We start from the raw sequence: 14,731 nt of genomic DNA, 5'->3' as shown, positions 1-14,731 counted from the left end.
GCAGGAGAAACCATCCATGAACGCACCCGGGACCGAAGAAGTGGCCCGGGCGGCCGACCGCCAGCGGTCGGCCGCTGCGCCTGCCGAGACCTCGGATGAAACGCTGTACGAGGTCCGCCGCAAGATCTATCCGCGCTCCGTTACGGGCGCTTTCTCCAGCTGGCGCGTCTGGCTGGTCCTCTTCACGCAGCTGATCTACTACGGCACGCCCTGGCTCCAGTGGAACGGACGCCAGGCCGTGCTGTTCGACCTTGGCGAACGCAAGTTCTACATCTTCGGGCTGGTCTTGTGGCCGCAGGATGTCATCTATCTTGCCGTGCTGCTGGTCATTTCGGCGCTGGCGCTGTTCCTGTTCACGGCGATCGCCGGGCGGCTGTTCTGCGGTTACGCCTGTCCACAGACGGTCTATACCGAGATCTTCATGTGGATCGAGCGGCGGATCGAAGGCGACCGGATCGCCCGCATCCGTCTTGACGGCGACCCCTGGAGCCTGCGCAAACTGCGTATCAAGGCCACCAAGCACTTCCTGTGGGTACTGATCGCGCTGTGGACCGGCTTCACCTTCATCGGCTACTTCGCGCCGATCCGTGAGCTGGGTGGCGAGCTGGCGAGCCTGTCGCTGGGCCCGTGGCAGACGTTCTGGATGCTGTTCTATGCGTTCGCCACCTGGGGCAACGCGGGCTTCATGCGCGAGCAGGTGTGCAAGTACATGTGCCCGTATGCGCGTTTCCAGGGCGTGATGGTCGACCGTGACACCTACGTCGTGACCTACGACATCGGCCGGGGCGAGCCGCGCGGCAGCCGTTCGCGCAAGACCGACCATCACCAGGCGGGCCTGGGCGATTGCGTCAACTGCAGCATCTGCGTACAGGTATGCCCGACCGGCATCGACATCCGCGATGGCCTGCAGTATGAATGCATCGGCTGCGGCGCGTGCATCGACGCCTGCAACCAGGTGATGGACAAGATGTCCTATCCGCGCGGCCTGATCCGGTACACCTCGGAAAATGCCATGCGCAAGGCGCTGTCGGCGGCTGCGTCGCGCAAGCGCCTGCTGCGCCCGCGTGTCATCATCTATTCCGTGATCTGGGGCGCGCTGCTTGCCGGCTTTGTGGTTTCGATCGCGCTGCGCACGCCGCTGAAGGTGGACATCATCCGCGACCGTGGCGCGCTGGGCCGGGAAGTCGAAGGCCGCTGGATCGAGAACGTCTATCGCCTGCAGCTGATCAACACGACCGAAGGGCCGATGCATATCAGCGTGCGAGCCGACAGCGACGAGCTGAAGAACCTGACCGTCGAATACGACAAGCAGGCCGAGTCGCTGGCGCCGACGTCTAACCGGCTGTTGCCGATCCGCATACGCGTGCCGATCGAAGACGCGGCGCAGGGCACGCACAAGATCAGCGTGACGGTGACCAGCGAAGGAACTGGGCGGGGCAACGCCGAGATCCGGCAAAGCACCAGCTTTATCGTGCCGCGCGACCTGTGACGTCAGGCGCTCGGTACAGAATTCAAGGGGGCATGATGAATCAGCAAGGCAATCCGTGGTGGAAAGAGCCGTGGCCGTGGCTGTTGATGAGCGGCCCGCTGGTCGCGATGGTGGCGTGCGGCGTCACGATCTGGCTGGCGTCGTCGCAACCTGACGTGCCGGTGCAGGGTGCAACGCGCCATGGACTGGTGGTCGAGAAGGCCGAGGCGGCTCGGCCTCGGCCGAGCGCAGCGAGGCAGCCATGAGGTTGCGCTGGCTGATGTGGGTCTTGTGGCCGGGGTTCCTGATGGCCGGCTTCGCCACCGCGACGGTGTTCTCCGTCGTGGATCCCGGTGACCTGAAGTTCTTCGGGCATCCGATCGAGGCGTCGCGCGAATCGATCTATACGGTGAGCTTCCTGCTGGCGTGGGTCTTCTGCGCGCTGTCCAGCGGGTTGACGCTGTACACGATGCCGACGCGGCTCAGCGATACCGACGAGTTGGAGTGAATGGCATGCTTGCGCCGTCTCGCGCGGCGCAAGCGCAAAACGGCGGGGTGGTGGGAAGGGTCAGCAGCTGCGGCTGTAGAGCTGCTTGATGCCGGCGAGATCCACCAGCTTGACATGGCGCTGGCGAATCTGGATCAGGCCGGCTTCGGCGAAACGCGAGAACAGGCGGCTGACGGTTTCCAGTTTCAGGCCCAGGTAGCTGCCGATTTCCTCGCGGCTCATGCGCATCACGAATTCGGTCGACGAGTAGCCGCGCGCCGACAGGCGCTCGGACAGGTTGATCAGGAACGCGGCCAGGCGCTCTTCGGCGCGCATCGAGCCGAGTGTCACCAGCATCATCTGGTCGTGCGTGATTTCCTTGCCCATCAGCCGCAGGAACTGATGCTGCAGCGAAGGCAGGTCTGCAGACAGCGTCTGCAGGTCGCCAAGGCGGACTACGCAGACTTCGGTATCTTCCAGCGCGGTTGCGTCCGAGGCGTGCTGCATCTCGCCGAGGCCGTCGAGGCCGACGATTTCGCCAGGCAGGTGGAAACCGGTAATCTGTGAACGGCCGTCTTCGGTCGTGACATGCGTCTTCAGCGTGCCGAAGCGAACGGCATAAACCGCCGTGAGGGGGTCGCCCATGCGGTACAAGGTCTCACCCTTATGGACCCGGATGCGTTCCTGCACCAGGGTGTCCATCTTGGTGAGGTCCTGCTGGGACATGCCAACCGGAAGGCACAGTTGCCCCATCGCGCATGTAGAGCAACGGGGCGACATCTCGGTGATTGGAATGGAGGTGAGCAATTGGAACCTGCAAGAGTGGATGCGAGGGCGCGACCTCGCCATTTTACCGTGCGATGTGATGAGGCAGGGAGTCAGATTTGCCATTTGGGGTGCTAATTAGCGTTTTCATGCTGGCATTGCTGGGCGGCGTGCACTGCGCAGCAATGTGTGGCGGCATCGCGCTGGCGGTCGAGCAGCAACGTGGCGGCGCCGTGGCCGTGGCCTTTGTGCGCAGCCGGACTGCCTGGGCCGGCGAGTTGCTGGCAATGCACCTGGGCCGGATTTCGACCTACATGCTGCTCGGCGCGCTGCTGGGTGCGATCGGCGCCGGCGCGTGGCGGCAGGATTACCTGCCGGTGCAGCGCTGGCTGTTCGGCGCCGGCAGTGCCATGCTGTTGTGGTCGGGCTGGCGCCTTCTGCGCGGCAATGCCTTTACCGTGGCGTGGCTTGAGCGGCTGGCGGCCCGCGCGGGCAGCGGCCTGGCGCGGCAGCTCGGCCGGATCGGTGGTGGCATGCCTACGTTCGTGCGTGCCCATGGGGGGCTTGCGAGGCGCTACGGCGTTGGCCTGGCCTGGGGGCTGGTGCCGTGCGGCATGGTCTACGGGGCGCTGACGCTGGCGCTGCTCGCCGGCAATGCCGGTTCCGGGGCGCTGGTGATGGGCGTGTTCGGCGTCGGCACGCTGCCCAACCTGCTGGTGTTGTCGGGACTGTCCGGCTACCTGCGCAGCCTGTCGCGGCGGCGCGCGGTCCGCGTGGGGGCGGGCGTGGCGGTCATGGCGTTCGGGGGCCTTGGCCTGGCGCGCGCGGTGTTGCTGCCACATTCGCTGGCCGAGCAGGGTTTCTGCCTGGTCTTTTGAGGCGCATGGGGTGCTCGGCGCCGCGGATGGTGGTTGCGGGCAAGGGCGGGAATGCCATACAATCGCCAGCATTGCGGTATCGCGCGGTGTTTTGTAAGCAGCGGCGAGCAGCGCCAGCGGCCTTCCTGCCAGAAGGTGCGCCCACGGCGGCGGGAAGCGTGGTAGTTCGATGCCCGGCCCGCCGCACGGTCCATCCGGTTCAAAAGATCTGGTTCAAAAGCCCGGCTGGCACTGCGGTGTTGGAGATGCCGGCCTTGCTCCCGATACCCGTTTTTCTTGCGTCCGAGGCGTTCAGTTCGCCGACAGCGACGTCCGTTGTGCGGACGCGACACGCAAGAGGTTCGCTGACCGGCCCATGGCGGCGTGCGAACGATCTCCTGCCGGAGTGACCCGGCAACTCGATGCAAAAGAATGGGAAGTGCACGGCTTGGATGCAGCAGGTATCCGGGTGAGCTGCGCGATGAGATGGCGATGACATTGGCATCGCTGTATCCAAAATCTCCGGTGCCCCGGATCCGTCCGGGAGCAGGTGCAAAGACAGGCTGCACACCATCAACATGAATACCCAAGAGGCGAAGATCGTCCTCGAGACGGCGCTGATCTGCGCGCAGGAGCCTTTGCGCGTCAATGATCTGCGACGGCTGTTCGCCGACGACGTCGGCGCGGACACCGTCCGCGTGCTGCTGGAGGAACTGCGCCAGGACTGGCGCCCGCGCGGCGTGGAACTGGTGTCGCTGGCCAGCGGCTGGCGCTTCCAGAGCCGCCCCGAGATGCGCGAATACCTCGACCGCCTGAATCCGGAAAAGCCGCCGAAGTACTCGCGCGCCGTGATGGAGACGCTGGCGATCATCGCTTATCGCCAGCCGGTGACGCGCGGCGATATCGAGGAAATCCGCGGCGTGACGGTCAGCACGGAAGTCATCAAGAAGCTGGAAGACCGCAGCTGGATCGAGGTCATCGGCCACCGCGACGTGCCGGGCCGGCCGGCCCTGTATGCCACCACCAAGGCCTTCCTGGACGACCTCGGGCTGCGCACGCTGGACGAGCTGCCGCCGCTGGAGGATGCTCAGGCGCAGGCGCAGGCAACGCTGCTGGACCAGCAGGCCATCGATTTCGAGGCGCTGGCGGCAAGCAAGCCCGGCAGTGCCGATGAAGAGGCGTTTGCCGAGCCGGCACAGCCCGCCGGGGAGGGGGGCGACGCATCCGCCGCCGGCGAGCCCGACGCCGCGGACGCCGGCCAGGCATCCCCAGACGGCGAAATCGCCAACGGATTCGACCTGCAGCAGCACCAGCATGGGGCGGAAGAACCGGGCGCAGAAGGCGAATCAACCGAACCGGCCGATCCTGCCGATTCCGATCCGGACGGGGCGCGGGGCGAACTGCCGGAAGGCGGCGTCTCGCCGCACCCGAGCGAGCACGACGAGCGCGTGCCGAACTGAACAACATGCAACAGCCGATAGTGAATACCTTGTCTGATTCCGTTGAGCAAGACGCCCGCCATGCGGGCGCACCCGCCGACTCCGGCGCCGCAGAACCCGGATCGGGCAGCGAAGCCGCGCCCCGCCGCAAGGGGCTGCGCCGCGGGCTGAGGAACCTGGTGGCGTCGCGTCGCCAGGCGGCGCAGGATCGCGATGCCGGGCGCGCCGAAGGCGCCGAGGCCGGTACGCCCGGCGAGGTCGCGGAAGCGGCCGCGGCGCCGGCAGCGGCCGGAGGGCGTGGAGGCCAGCGTGGCCGCGGCAAGCGCAAGCCGGCTCCGGGCGATGGCGGCCAGGCGGTGCAGGCTCCGGTCGACAAGACGCACAAGGCTGAACGGGCTGAAAGGGTCGAGAAAGCCGAGCGAACCGATCGAGCCGAGAAGGCGGACAAGGGCGAGCAGGCGGGCCGCAAGCGCAAGCCGAACCCGCGTGGCGGCAAGTCCGCCGCGCCGGCCGAAGGGCAGGGCGCTGCCGGCCGGCAGCAGCAGGGCCGCCGCAAGGACGGTGCCAAGCCGCAGGGCCAGCGCAAGGGCCCGGGCCAGGGCGGTGCCGACAAGGCCGCGTCCAGCAGCGAGGACCTGTTCCGTTTCGTGATTTCCGAGCAGTACGACAAGGAAGACACCGTCATCCCGCGCACCAAGGCGAAGCCGGTGCGCGAACTGTCGGCCGAGGATGATGCGCCGAAGCTGCACAAGGTGCTGGCCGAAGGCGGCCTGGGCTCGCGCCGCGAAATGGAAGAGCTGATCCTGCAGGGCCGGGTCTCGGTCAACGGCCTGCCGGCGCATATCGGCCAGCGCATCCTGCCGGCCGACCAGGTGCGCGTCAACGGCAAGCTGATCCACCGCAAGGTCTCGACCAAGCCGCCGCGCGTGCTGCTGTACCACAAGCCGGCCGGCGAAATCGTCAGCCAGTCGGACCCCGAAGGCCGTCCGACCGTGTTCGACAGCCTGCCGCGCATCAAGACCGGCAAGTGGGTCGCCGTTGGCCGGCTGGACTTCAATACCGAAGGCCTGCTGATCTTCACCACCTCGGGCGATATCGCCAACCGCTTCATGCATCCGCGCTACGGCGTCGAGCGTGAATACGCGGTGCGCACGCTGGGCGAGCTGGCCGAAGCCGACCGCCAGCGCCTGCTGCACGGCATCAAGCTGGACGATGGCGAGGCCAACTTCCTGCGCATCGCGGATGGCGGCGGCGAGGGCGTCAACCAGTGGTACCACGTGGCGCTGACCGAAGGCCGCAACCGCGAAGTGCGGCGCATGTTCGAGGCGGTCGGCCTGACCGTGTCGCGCCTGATCCGCACGCGCTACGGCCAGTTCCTGCTGCCGCGCGGCCTCAAGCGCGGCCGCTGGCAGGAGGTCGAGCCCAATGACGTCAAGGCGCTGATGACCGCGGTCGGCCTGAAGGTGCCGGGCAAGGGCGAGCAGTCCGGCAAGGGCGCGACCAAGGTCGGCGGGCGCAAGCAGCGCACCGAAGCAGCAATTGCCGGCATGCCGATGCACACCGGCATGGATGGGTTGCCGCGCTACGAGCAAGGCGGTGCACGGGGCGGCAGCCGCGGCGGCCAGCCGGATCCGATGAAGACGTCGATGGGCTACATCAGCCACGGTCCCACGCTGCTGACCTCGCACGCGGCCAACCTGGGCGGTGGCCGCGGCACCGGCGCGCGCCAGGCGCGTGGTGGCGCCGGGCTGGGCGGGCAAGGCAAGCCGCAGCAGCGTCGTGGCGGCGGCGAGCCGAACGGAAATGTCATGCCGAAGGCGGCGAAGCCGGGCGGAAACCGCACCCCGCGCGGCGGCGCTGGAGGTGGCGGTGGCAACAATCGCGGAGGTGGTCGCGGGGGCAACCGCGGCGGCAATCGCTGAGTGCCTGATGCCGCGCATGGCGGGGTGAAGACCCGCCAGCGCGGCATGTCATCTGCGAATATGTCTGGCTTTTGCCTTTTCGACATAATCCGCGTATAATTCAAGTCTATTCAAAAAGCCATCCTCGCCGAGGGTGGGCGAATGATGGGCATTGCGCCCATTTTTTTTTGGTTCGCCCGAATTCGGTCCCGCGCCCCGGCGCGGGCGGGATGGCGGACAGGCAGCACTGCAGCAGGGTCGTCCCGGACGGCCGCGGCGGGTTTGCCTGCCACGGTGTTGATGGCCATTACTCGGGATAACAGTGCATCTGGCAGATTTGATCGAAACCACCCTTAACGGCATGGGATATGAGCTGGTTGAGCTCGAGCGTGCCCCGGCCGGATTGTTGCGTGTCTATATCGATCAGCCTGAAACCGGCATCGCCATCGAGGATTGTGAAAAGGTGAGCCGCCAGCTCACCCACGTGTTCACGGTCGAGAATGTCGACTACGAACGCCTCGAGGTCTCGTCGCCCGGACTGGACCGGCCGCTGAAGAAGCTGGCCGACTACGTCCGCTTTGCCGGCGCCGAGGCGCGCGTGACGCTGCGCCTGCCGGTCAACGGGCAGAAGAACTTCACGGGCATCCTGCGCGAACCGGCCGGCGAGGCGGGCGCGGAGAAGGTCGGCCTGGAGTTCGAGGGCAAGGATGGCCCGGCACTGCTGGAATTTGCCGTATCCGATGTCGACAAGGCACGCCTGGTGCCGGTATTCGACTTCAAAGGAAATCAAAGAAAAGGGAACAAGCAATGAGCCGCGAAGTTCTGTTGCTCGTCGATGCGCTTGCGCGTGAGAAGAACGTCGACAAGGATGTGGTATTCGGTGCCCTGGAGGCGGCGCTCGCCTCGGCCACCAAGAAGCGTTTCGAAGAAGACGTGGATATCCGGGTCGCGATCGATCGCGAGTCGGGCGAGCATGAAACCTTCCGCCGCTGGCTGGTCGTTCCCGATGAACAGGGCCTGCAGGAGCCGGACAAGCAGATCCTGCTGTTCGAAGCCCGCGATGAGAACCCCAGCCTTGAGCTTGGCGACTACATCGAGCAGCAGATCGAGTCGGTCGAGTTCGGCCGTATCGGCGCGCAGGCGGCCAAGCAGGTGATCCTGCAGCGCATCCGCGACGCCGAGCGCGAGCAGATCCTGAACGACTACCTCGATCGCGGCGAGAAGATCATGACCGGCACGGTCAAGCGCGCGGACAAGAAGGGCCTGATCGTGGAATCCGGCCGCGTGGAAGCGCTGCTGGCCCGCGACCAGATCATCCCGAAGGAAAACCTGCGCACCGGCGACCGTGTGCGTGCCTATATCCTGAACGTGGACCGCGCCGCGCGCGGCCCGCAGATCGAGCTGTCGCGCACTGCCCCTGAGTTCCTGATCAAGCTCTTCGAAAACGAAGTGCCGGAAATGGAACAGGGTCTGCTGGAAATCAAGGCCGCCGCCCGCGATCCGGGCGTGCGTGCGAAGATCGCGGTGGTGGCGCACGACAAGCGCATCGACCCGATCGGCACCTGCGTGGGCGTGCGCGGTACGCGCGTGACCGCGGTGCGCAACGAGATCGGCGGCGAGGCCGTGGATATCGTGCTGTGGTCGGAAGACCCGGCGCAGTTTGTGATCGGCGCGCTGGCACCTGCGCAAGTGCAGTCGATCGTGGTCGATGAAGAGAAGCACAGCATGGACGTGGTGGTCGACGAGGAAAACCTCGCCGTCGCCATCGGCCGCAGTGGCCAGAACGTACGCCTGGCGTCCGAGCTGACCGGCTGGCAGATCAACATCATGACGCAGGAAGAATCGGCGCAGAAGCAGGCCGAAGAGAGCGATGTCGTGCGCAAGCTGTTCATGTCCAAGCTGGACGTGGATGAGGAAGTGGCAGACATCCTGATCGAGGAAGGCTTCTCCACGCTGGAAGAAGTGGCCTATGTCCCCATCAGTGAAATGATGGAGATCGAGGCCTTTGACGAAGACACCGTCAACGAGCTGCGCAACCGCGCGCGTGATGCGCTCCTGACGATGGAACTGGCCCGGGAAGAAAAGGTGGAAGAGGTGTCGCAGGATCTGCGCTCGCTCGACGGCCTGAACCCGGAACTGATCGGCAAATTGGCCGAAGGTGATATCCACACGCGTGACGACCTGGCCGAACTGGCCGTCGACGAACTGGTCGAGATGACGGGCGTCACCGAGGAAGAAGCCAAGGCGCTGATCATGAAAGCACGGGAACATTGGTTCAACTGAGGGACACGCCCGGGCTGCCGACACCAGCCCGGACGCGCTTTCCGCATACGATTGTCCCGACGAAGACACCAAGCATTGAAAGGGTTTGAATGGCAAGCACAACAGTTGCCCAACTGGCCGCAGAACTGAGTCGCAGCGCAGCTGCCCTGCTGGAACAATTGCAGGCGGCTGGGGTGGGCAAAGCTGCGCCAGAAGACATCATCACGGAATCGGATAAGACCAGGCTGCTGGACTATCTGAAGCGCTCGCACGGCCAGGCCGATGACAGCGCCCGCAAGAAGATTACGCTGACCAAGCGCGAGACCTCGGAGATCCGCCAGTCGGATGCCACCGGCAAGACTCGCACCGTCCAGGTTGAGGTGCGCAAGAAGCGCGTGCTGATCAAGCGCGACGAAGCCCAGCCTGAAGCCCCGGCGGACGCCGCCGAAGCGCATGCGGCGGCCGCGGCCGAGGCTGCCGAACAGGCACGCCGCGACGAGGAAGAACGCCGCCAGGCCGAGCAGCTGGCGCGCCAGGAAGCCGAAGCCAAGGCCGCCCGCGAGGCCGCCGAGCGCGAGGAAGCCGAGCGCCGCGCCCGCCAGGAAGCCCTGGAAGCGGAACAGCGCCGCCAGGCCGAGCTCGCCGCCAAGAAGGCGGAGGAAGAGGTTGCCGCGTCGCGCGCCGTGACCGAGGCCGCCGAGGACTCCTCGCGCAAGAAGGCCGAGGACGAGAAGGCCCGCGTCGCCGCCGAACGCGCCGAGGCGCAGAAGGCAGCGGACGAAGCCAAGGCTGCCGCCGACAAGGCCCGCGCCGAACAGGAGATCGCCGCGCGCAAGCGCCGCGAGGCCGCCGAAGCCGAAGCCCGTGCGATCCAGCAGATGCTGAACGCGCCGGCCCGCGTGCTGAAGGCGCCGTCCGAGCGCAAGGCCGAGGAAAAGAAGGCCGAGCAGACCGGCACGCTGCACAAGCCGGTCAAGCCGGCTTCGGCCACCGCGGCCGAAGCCAAGCCGGGCGACAAGAAGCCGGCGGCCACGACCACCGCCACCACGGCCGACAAGAAGGGTAAGGTCGTCAAGGCCGGCTGGCAGGACGAAGGCAGCCGCAAGAAGGGCGGTGGCCTGAAGACGCGCGGCGATTCGTCGGGTGGCACGGGCGGCTGGCGCGGTGGCCCGCGTGGCCGCGGCGGCAGGCAGCAGCAACATGACGACAGCCGCAGCGGCTTCCAGGCGCCGACCGAGCCGGTGGTGCGCGAAGTGCACGTGCCCGAGACCATCTCGGTGGCCGATCTCGCCCACAAGATGGCGGTGAAGGCATCCGAGGTCATCAAGCAGATGATGAAGCTCGGCCAGATGGTGACGATCAACCAGGTGCTGGACCAGGAAACCGCCATGATCGTGGTGGAAGAAATGGGCCACAAGGCGTTCGCCGCCAAGCTGGACGATCCGGAAGCGCTGCTGGTGGTCGACGGTGAAGAACACACCGACGCCGAACAGCTGCCGCGTCCGCCGGTCGTGACCGTGATGGGCCACGTCGACCACGGCAAGACCTCGCTGCTGGACTACATCCGCCGCACCAAGGTCGCCGCGGGCGAAGCCGGCGGCATTACGCAGCACATCGGTGCCTACCACGTGGAAACCGACCGCGGCGTGATCACCTTCCTGGACACCCCGGGTCACGAGGCCTTCACGGCCATGCGTGCCCGTGGTGCCAAGGCGACCGACATCGTGATCCTGGTGGTCGCGGCCGACGACGGTGTGATGCCGCAGACCAAGGAAGCGATCGCGCACGCCAAGGCTGCCGGCGTGCCCATCGTGGTGGCGATCAACAAGATCGACAAGCCCGAAGCCAACCCGGACCGCGTCAAGCAGGAACTGGTGGCCGAGCAGGTGGTGCCGGAAGAGTACGGCGGCGATTCGCCGTTCGTGCCGGTGTCGGCCAAGGCCGGCACGGGCATCGAAGACCTGCTGGAGCAGGTTTCGCTGCAGGCCGAAGTGCTGGAGCTGAAGGCGCCGGTCGACGCCCCGGCCAAGGGCCTGGTGGTGGAAGCCCAGCTCGACAAGGGCAAGGGCCCGATCGCTACCATCCTGGTCAGCAGCGGCACGCTCAAGCGTGGCGACGTGGTCCTGGCCGGCAGCGCCTACGGCCGCGTGCGTGCCATGCTGGACGAGAACGGCAAGCCGACCAAGGAAGCCGGCCCGTCGATCCCGGTGGAAATCCAGGGTCTGTCGGAAGTGCCTGCCGCCGGCGAGGAAGTGCTGGTGCTGCCGGACGAGCGCAAGGCGCGCGAAATCGCGCTGTTCCGCCAGGGCAAGTTCCGCGACGTGAAGCTGGCCAAGCAACAGGCCGCCAAGCTGGAGAACATGCTCGAGCAGATGGCGGAAGGCGAAGTGCAGACGCTGCCGCTGATCGTCAAGGCCGACGTGCAGGGTTCGCAGGAAGCGCTGGTGCAATCGCTGCAGAAGCTGTCGACCGCCGAAGTGCGCGTGCAGATCGTGCACGGCGGCGTGGGTGGCATCTCGGAGTCCGACGTCAACCTGGCGACGGCCTCGAAGGCGGTCATCATCGGCTTCAACGTGCGTGCCGACGCCGGTGCGCGCAAGCTGGCCGAGCACAACGGCATCGATATCCGCTACTACAACATCATTTACGATGCGGTAGACGAGATCAAGGCGGCGATGTCGGGCATGCTGGCGCCGGAGAAGCGCGAGACCACGACCGGCACGGTCGAGGTGCGCCAGGTCTTCCGCGTGCCGAAGGTCGGCGCGGTGGCCGGTTGTATGGTCACCGACGGCGTGGTCAAGCGCTCCTCGCTGGTGCGCGTGCTGCGCAACAACGTGGTCATCTTCAGCGGCGAGCTCGATTCGCTGAAGCGCTTCAAGGACGACGTCAAGGAAGTGAAGCAAGGCTTCGAGTGCGGTCTGTCGATCAAGAACTTCAACGATGTTCAGGAAGGCGACCAGCTCGAGGTGTACGAAATCACCGAGGTGGCGCGTACGCTGTAAGCGTCGCAAGCAACGGCAGGCCTCGGTCTGCCGTTGTCATCTCAGCAGAACAGTATTGAATGGCCAAGAAAGGCAATATCTCCTCCCGCAACCTCCGCATCTCCGACCAGATCCAGAAGGACCTGGCCGAGATGATCCAGCGCGAGCTGCGCGACCCGCGCCTGGGCCTGGTCACGCTGCAGTCGGTCACGCTGACGCCGGACTATGCCCACGCCAAGGTGCACTTCACGGTGCTGGGTGCCGAGCCGGCAACGGTCGAAGCCATCCTCAACGAGAAGGCCGGCTTCCTGCACTCGCTGCTGTACAAGCGCCTGCACATCCATACCGTGCCGACGCTGCGTTTCCTGCACGACACCTCGGTCGAACACGCGATCGAGATGTCCAAGCTGATCAACGAAGCGAACGCCACGCGTTCGAAAGACGACTGAGCCGGTGCCCGTGCCGCCAGGCATGGGCAACGCGACCCCCAGGGCCGCACGCCGCGCCGCATCAGCGTCGCTCCTGTTTTTCTCCGATGACCGATTCCAACGCCGCCCGTCCGCAGCGTCCGCCGCGCCTGCCGCGCCGCGACGTCCATGGTGTGTTGCTGCTCGACAAGCCGCTGGGCCTGTCGTCCAACGATGCGCTGGTGCGCGCCAAGCGCCTGCTGCGCGCCAACAAGGCCGGCCATACCGGCACGCTCGACCCGCTGGCCACCGGCTTGCTGCCGCTGTGCTTTGGCGAGGCCACCAAGTTCTCGCAGGACCTGCTGGAAGCGGACAAGACCTATGACGCGGTAGTGCGGCTGGGTGCGCGCTCCAGTACCGGCGATGCCGAGGGCGAATTGCTCGATGTCCGCGAGGTGACCTGCGACCGCGCCGCGGTCGAGCAGGCGCTGGCGCGCTTTACCGGCGAGATCGATCAGGTGCCGCCGATGCATTCGGCGCTGAAGAAGGATGGCCGCCCGCTGTATGAATACGCGCGCGCCGGGCAGACGGTCGAGCGCGCCGCGCGCCGCGTCACTATTCACGCGATCGAACTGCTGGATTGCGCGCTGCCCCCGTCGTTCACCACTGCCGCGTTCACCATGCGCGTGACCTGCAGCAAGGGCACCTACATCCGCACGCTGGCCGAGGATATCGGCGAGGCGCTGGGCTGCGGCGCCCACCTGACCGGGCTGCGCCGCATCGCCGTGGGCGACCTGACGCTGGACGGCGCGGTGACGCTCGAGCAGATCGAGCAACAGGACGATGCCGCGCGGCCGGGCATGCTGGCCCCGGTCGACGCGTTGCTGCAGAAGAGTCCGCCCGTGACGCTGGACGAAGCTGCCGCTGCGCGCTTCCTGCAGGGGCAGCGCATTGCGCACCGGGACCTGCCCGATGGCACCGAGATCGCGGAAGGCGTGCTGGCGCGCGTCTATGCCGGCGAGCCGGCGCGCCTGCTTGGCGTCGCGCGCATGCGCGAGGGGGCATTGCGGCCGGAGCGGCTGGTCAGGCTGTAAGCGCCGCTCCTCGCCGGTAGCGCGGATCAGTCGAGCGTGACTTTCGCTGTCTTGATCACTTCGGCCCACATCTTGCGGTCCTGCGCCAGGAACCCGGCGAAATGCTCGGGCGTGTCGCCCACCGGCTCGGAGCCGAACTCCGCCATTTTCTTCTTCACTTCCGGATTCGCCAGCGCCTTCACCAGTGCCTGGTTGTAGCGGGCCACGATCGGCCTGGGCAGGTCCTTCGGGCCGAAGATTCCTTGCCAGGTCGGCATATTGAAATCCTTCAGGCCGCTCTCGGCCAGCGTCGGCACGTCGGGCAGCAGCGGTGAGCGCTTGCTGCCGGTGACGGCGATGGCGCGGACCTTGCCGGACTTGGCCAGCTGTGCCGCGGTGGTGATATTGTCGACGGTCATGGCGATATGACCGCCCATCAGGTCGGTGATCACCGGCGTGGCGCCCTTGTACGGCGCGTGGACCATGTCGACGCCGAGGCGGTGCAGCATGGTCTCGGCGATCAGGTGGTTGGAAGTGCCGACGCCGGCGGTGCCGTAGGTGACCTGCGGCGTCTTTTTCACGTACGCGGTGAAATCGGCCATCGACCCGACCGGCAGCGCCGGGTTGATGATCACCACGTTGGGCTGCGTCGCCAGCATGGCGATCGGCGTAAAGTCATCCGCCTTGTACGGCGTGCCCTTCGGGTTGAGCACATGCGTCACCGCCATCGCACCGGCCGCGCCCATGCCGATGGTGTAGCCATCCGCCGGCGCCTTGGCCAGCTTGTCGGCGGCGATGTTGCCGCCCGCGCCCGGGACGTTTTCCACCACCACCGGCACGCCGAGACTCTCCGACAACGGTCCCTGCACCAGCCGCGCCAGCAGGTCGGCCGAACCGCCCGGCGCGAAGCCGACCAGCAACCGCACCGGCTTCGACGGCTTCCATTCCTGCGCATGCGCGCCGGTGGCCGCTACCGCGCCCAGGCTCATGCACACCATGCCGCGCAGCAGCGGCCCCATCCACTTCGCCACCTTTTCCATCGTTACTTCCACTCCAGCTGTGTCACAGGCAATCTGTCAGCGGGCTTGCCC

Annotated in this window: 13 protein-coding genes; 11 read left to right on the top strand and 2 right to left on the bottom strand. The window is 66.5% G+C overall.

What is annotated here, in order from left to right; genetic code table 11:
- Positions 1 to 16 precede the first annotated feature (16 nt).
- The 3 genes from ccoG to JTE92_RS23075 are packed head-to-tail and all read left to right on the top strand — an operon-like array spanning position 17 to position 1,976.
- Positions 17 to 1,489, top strand: coding sequence for a cytochrome c oxidase accessory protein CcoG (ccoG, locus tag JTE92_RS23085; RefSeq protein WP_063238062.1), 1,473 nt, complete (start codon positions 17 to 19; stop codon positions 1,487 to 1,489).
- A gap of 35 nt (positions 1,490 to 1,524) precedes the next feature.
- A complete protein-coding gene (locus tag JTE92_RS23080; RefSeq protein WP_063238092.1) occupies positions 1,525 to 1,734 on the top strand; it encodes a FixH family protein in 210 nt (69 codons plus the stop codon).
- On the top strand, positions 1,731 to 1,976 hold the full coding sequence (locus JTE92_RS23075; protein ID WP_063238061.1) for a hypothetical protein: 246 nt from the start codon (positions 1,731 to 1,733) through the stop codon (positions 1,974 to 1,976). The genes JTE92_RS23080 and JTE92_RS23075 overlap by 4 nt, the downstream gene beginning before the upstream one ends.
- Positions 1,977 to 2,036: 60 nt before the next feature.
- On the opposite strand, the gene fnr is transcribed toward JTE92_RS23075, so the two are convergent.
- Entirely contained in the window at positions 2,037 to 2,762 is a 726-nt protein-coding gene (gene fnr / locus JTE92_RS23070) for a fumarate/nitrate reduction transcriptional regulator Fnr (protein WP_063238060.1), read from the bottom strand.
- Positions 2,763 to 2,839: 77 nt separating this feature from the next.
- Between fnr and JTE92_RS23065 the strand changes: the two genes are divergently transcribed.
- The 8 genes from JTE92_RS23065 to truB all read left to right on the top strand — a co-directional run bounded on the left by JTE92_RS23065 (position 2,840) and on the right by truB (position 13,661).
- Positions 2,840 to 3,598, top strand: coding sequence for a sulfite exporter TauE/SafE family protein (locus tag JTE92_RS23065; protein ID WP_063238059.1), 759 nt, complete (start codon positions 2,840 to 2,842; stop codon positions 3,596 to 3,598).
- A 557-nt stretch (positions 3,599 to 4,155) separates the two neighbouring features.
- On the top strand, positions 4,156 to 5,037 hold the full coding sequence (gene scpB / locus JTE92_RS23060; RefSeq protein WP_063238058.1) for an SMC-Scp complex subunit ScpB: 882 nt from the start codon (positions 4,156 to 4,158) through the stop codon (positions 5,035 to 5,037).
- 5 nt (positions 5,038 to 5,042) lie between these two features.
- The gene (rluB, locus tag JTE92_RS23055; protein ID WP_063238057.1) at positions 5,043 to 6,938 is read left to right on the top strand and encodes a 23S rRNA pseudouridine(2605) synthase RluB; all 1,896 of its coding nucleotides are present in this window, start codon (positions 5,043 to 5,045) and stop codon (positions 6,936 to 6,938) included.
- Between the two features lie 301 nt (positions 6,939 to 7,239).
- Positions 7,240 to 7,728, top strand: coding sequence for a ribosome maturation factor RimP (gene rimP, locus JTE92_RS23050; protein ID WP_029046198.1), 489 nt, complete (start codon positions 7,240 to 7,242; stop codon positions 7,726 to 7,728).
- Positions 7,725 to 9,200, top strand: coding sequence for a transcription termination factor NusA (gene nusA / locus JTE92_RS23045; RefSeq protein WP_029046199.1), 1,476 nt, complete (start codon positions 7,725 to 7,727; stop codon positions 9,198 to 9,200). Before rimP ends, nusA begins: the two co-directional genes overlap by 4 nt.
- An 89-nt stretch (positions 9,201 to 9,289) precedes the next feature.
- Positions 9,290 to 12,181, top strand: coding sequence for a translation initiation factor IF-2 (gene infB, locus JTE92_RS23040; protein ID WP_063238056.1), 2,892 nt, complete (start codon positions 9,290 to 9,292; stop codon positions 12,179 to 12,181).
- Positions 12,182 to 12,240: 59 nt separating this feature from the next.
- Complete coding sequence (rbfA, locus tag JTE92_RS23035) at positions 12,241 to 12,609, top strand: 30S ribosome-binding factor RbfA (protein ID WP_063238055.1); 369 nt, start codon at positions 12,241 to 12,243, stop codon at positions 12,607 to 12,609.
- 86 nt (positions 12,610 to 12,695) lie between these two features.
- Positions 12,696 to 13,661 (top strand): tRNA pseudouridine(55) synthase TruB, encoded by a 966-nt coding sequence (gene truB, locus JTE92_RS23030; protein ID WP_063238054.1) that lies wholly within the window; start codon positions 12,696 to 12,698, stop codon positions 13,659 to 13,661.
- Between the two features lie 26 nt (positions 13,662 to 13,687).
- On the opposite strand, the gene JTE92_RS23025 is transcribed toward truB, so the two are convergent.
- Positions 13,688 to 14,680 carry a Bug family tripartite tricarboxylate transporter substrate binding protein gene (locus JTE92_RS23025; protein ID WP_063238053.1) on the bottom strand — a complete coding sequence of 331 codons (993 nt, stop codon included), beginning with the start codon at positions 14,678 to 14,680 and terminating at the stop codon, positions 13,688 to 13,690.
- Positions 14,681 to 14,731 lie beyond the last annotated feature (51 nt).

Origin of the sequence: Cupriavidus oxalaticus (genome assembly GCF_016894385.1) — a bacterium.
Taxonomy (GTDB): Bacteria; Pseudomonadota; Gammaproteobacteria; order Burkholderiales; family Burkholderiaceae; genus Cupriavidus; species Cupriavidus oxalaticus.
The sequence above is the reverse complement of the archived record's forward strand: the minus strand, read 5'-3'. Positions and strand labels throughout refer to the sequence as shown.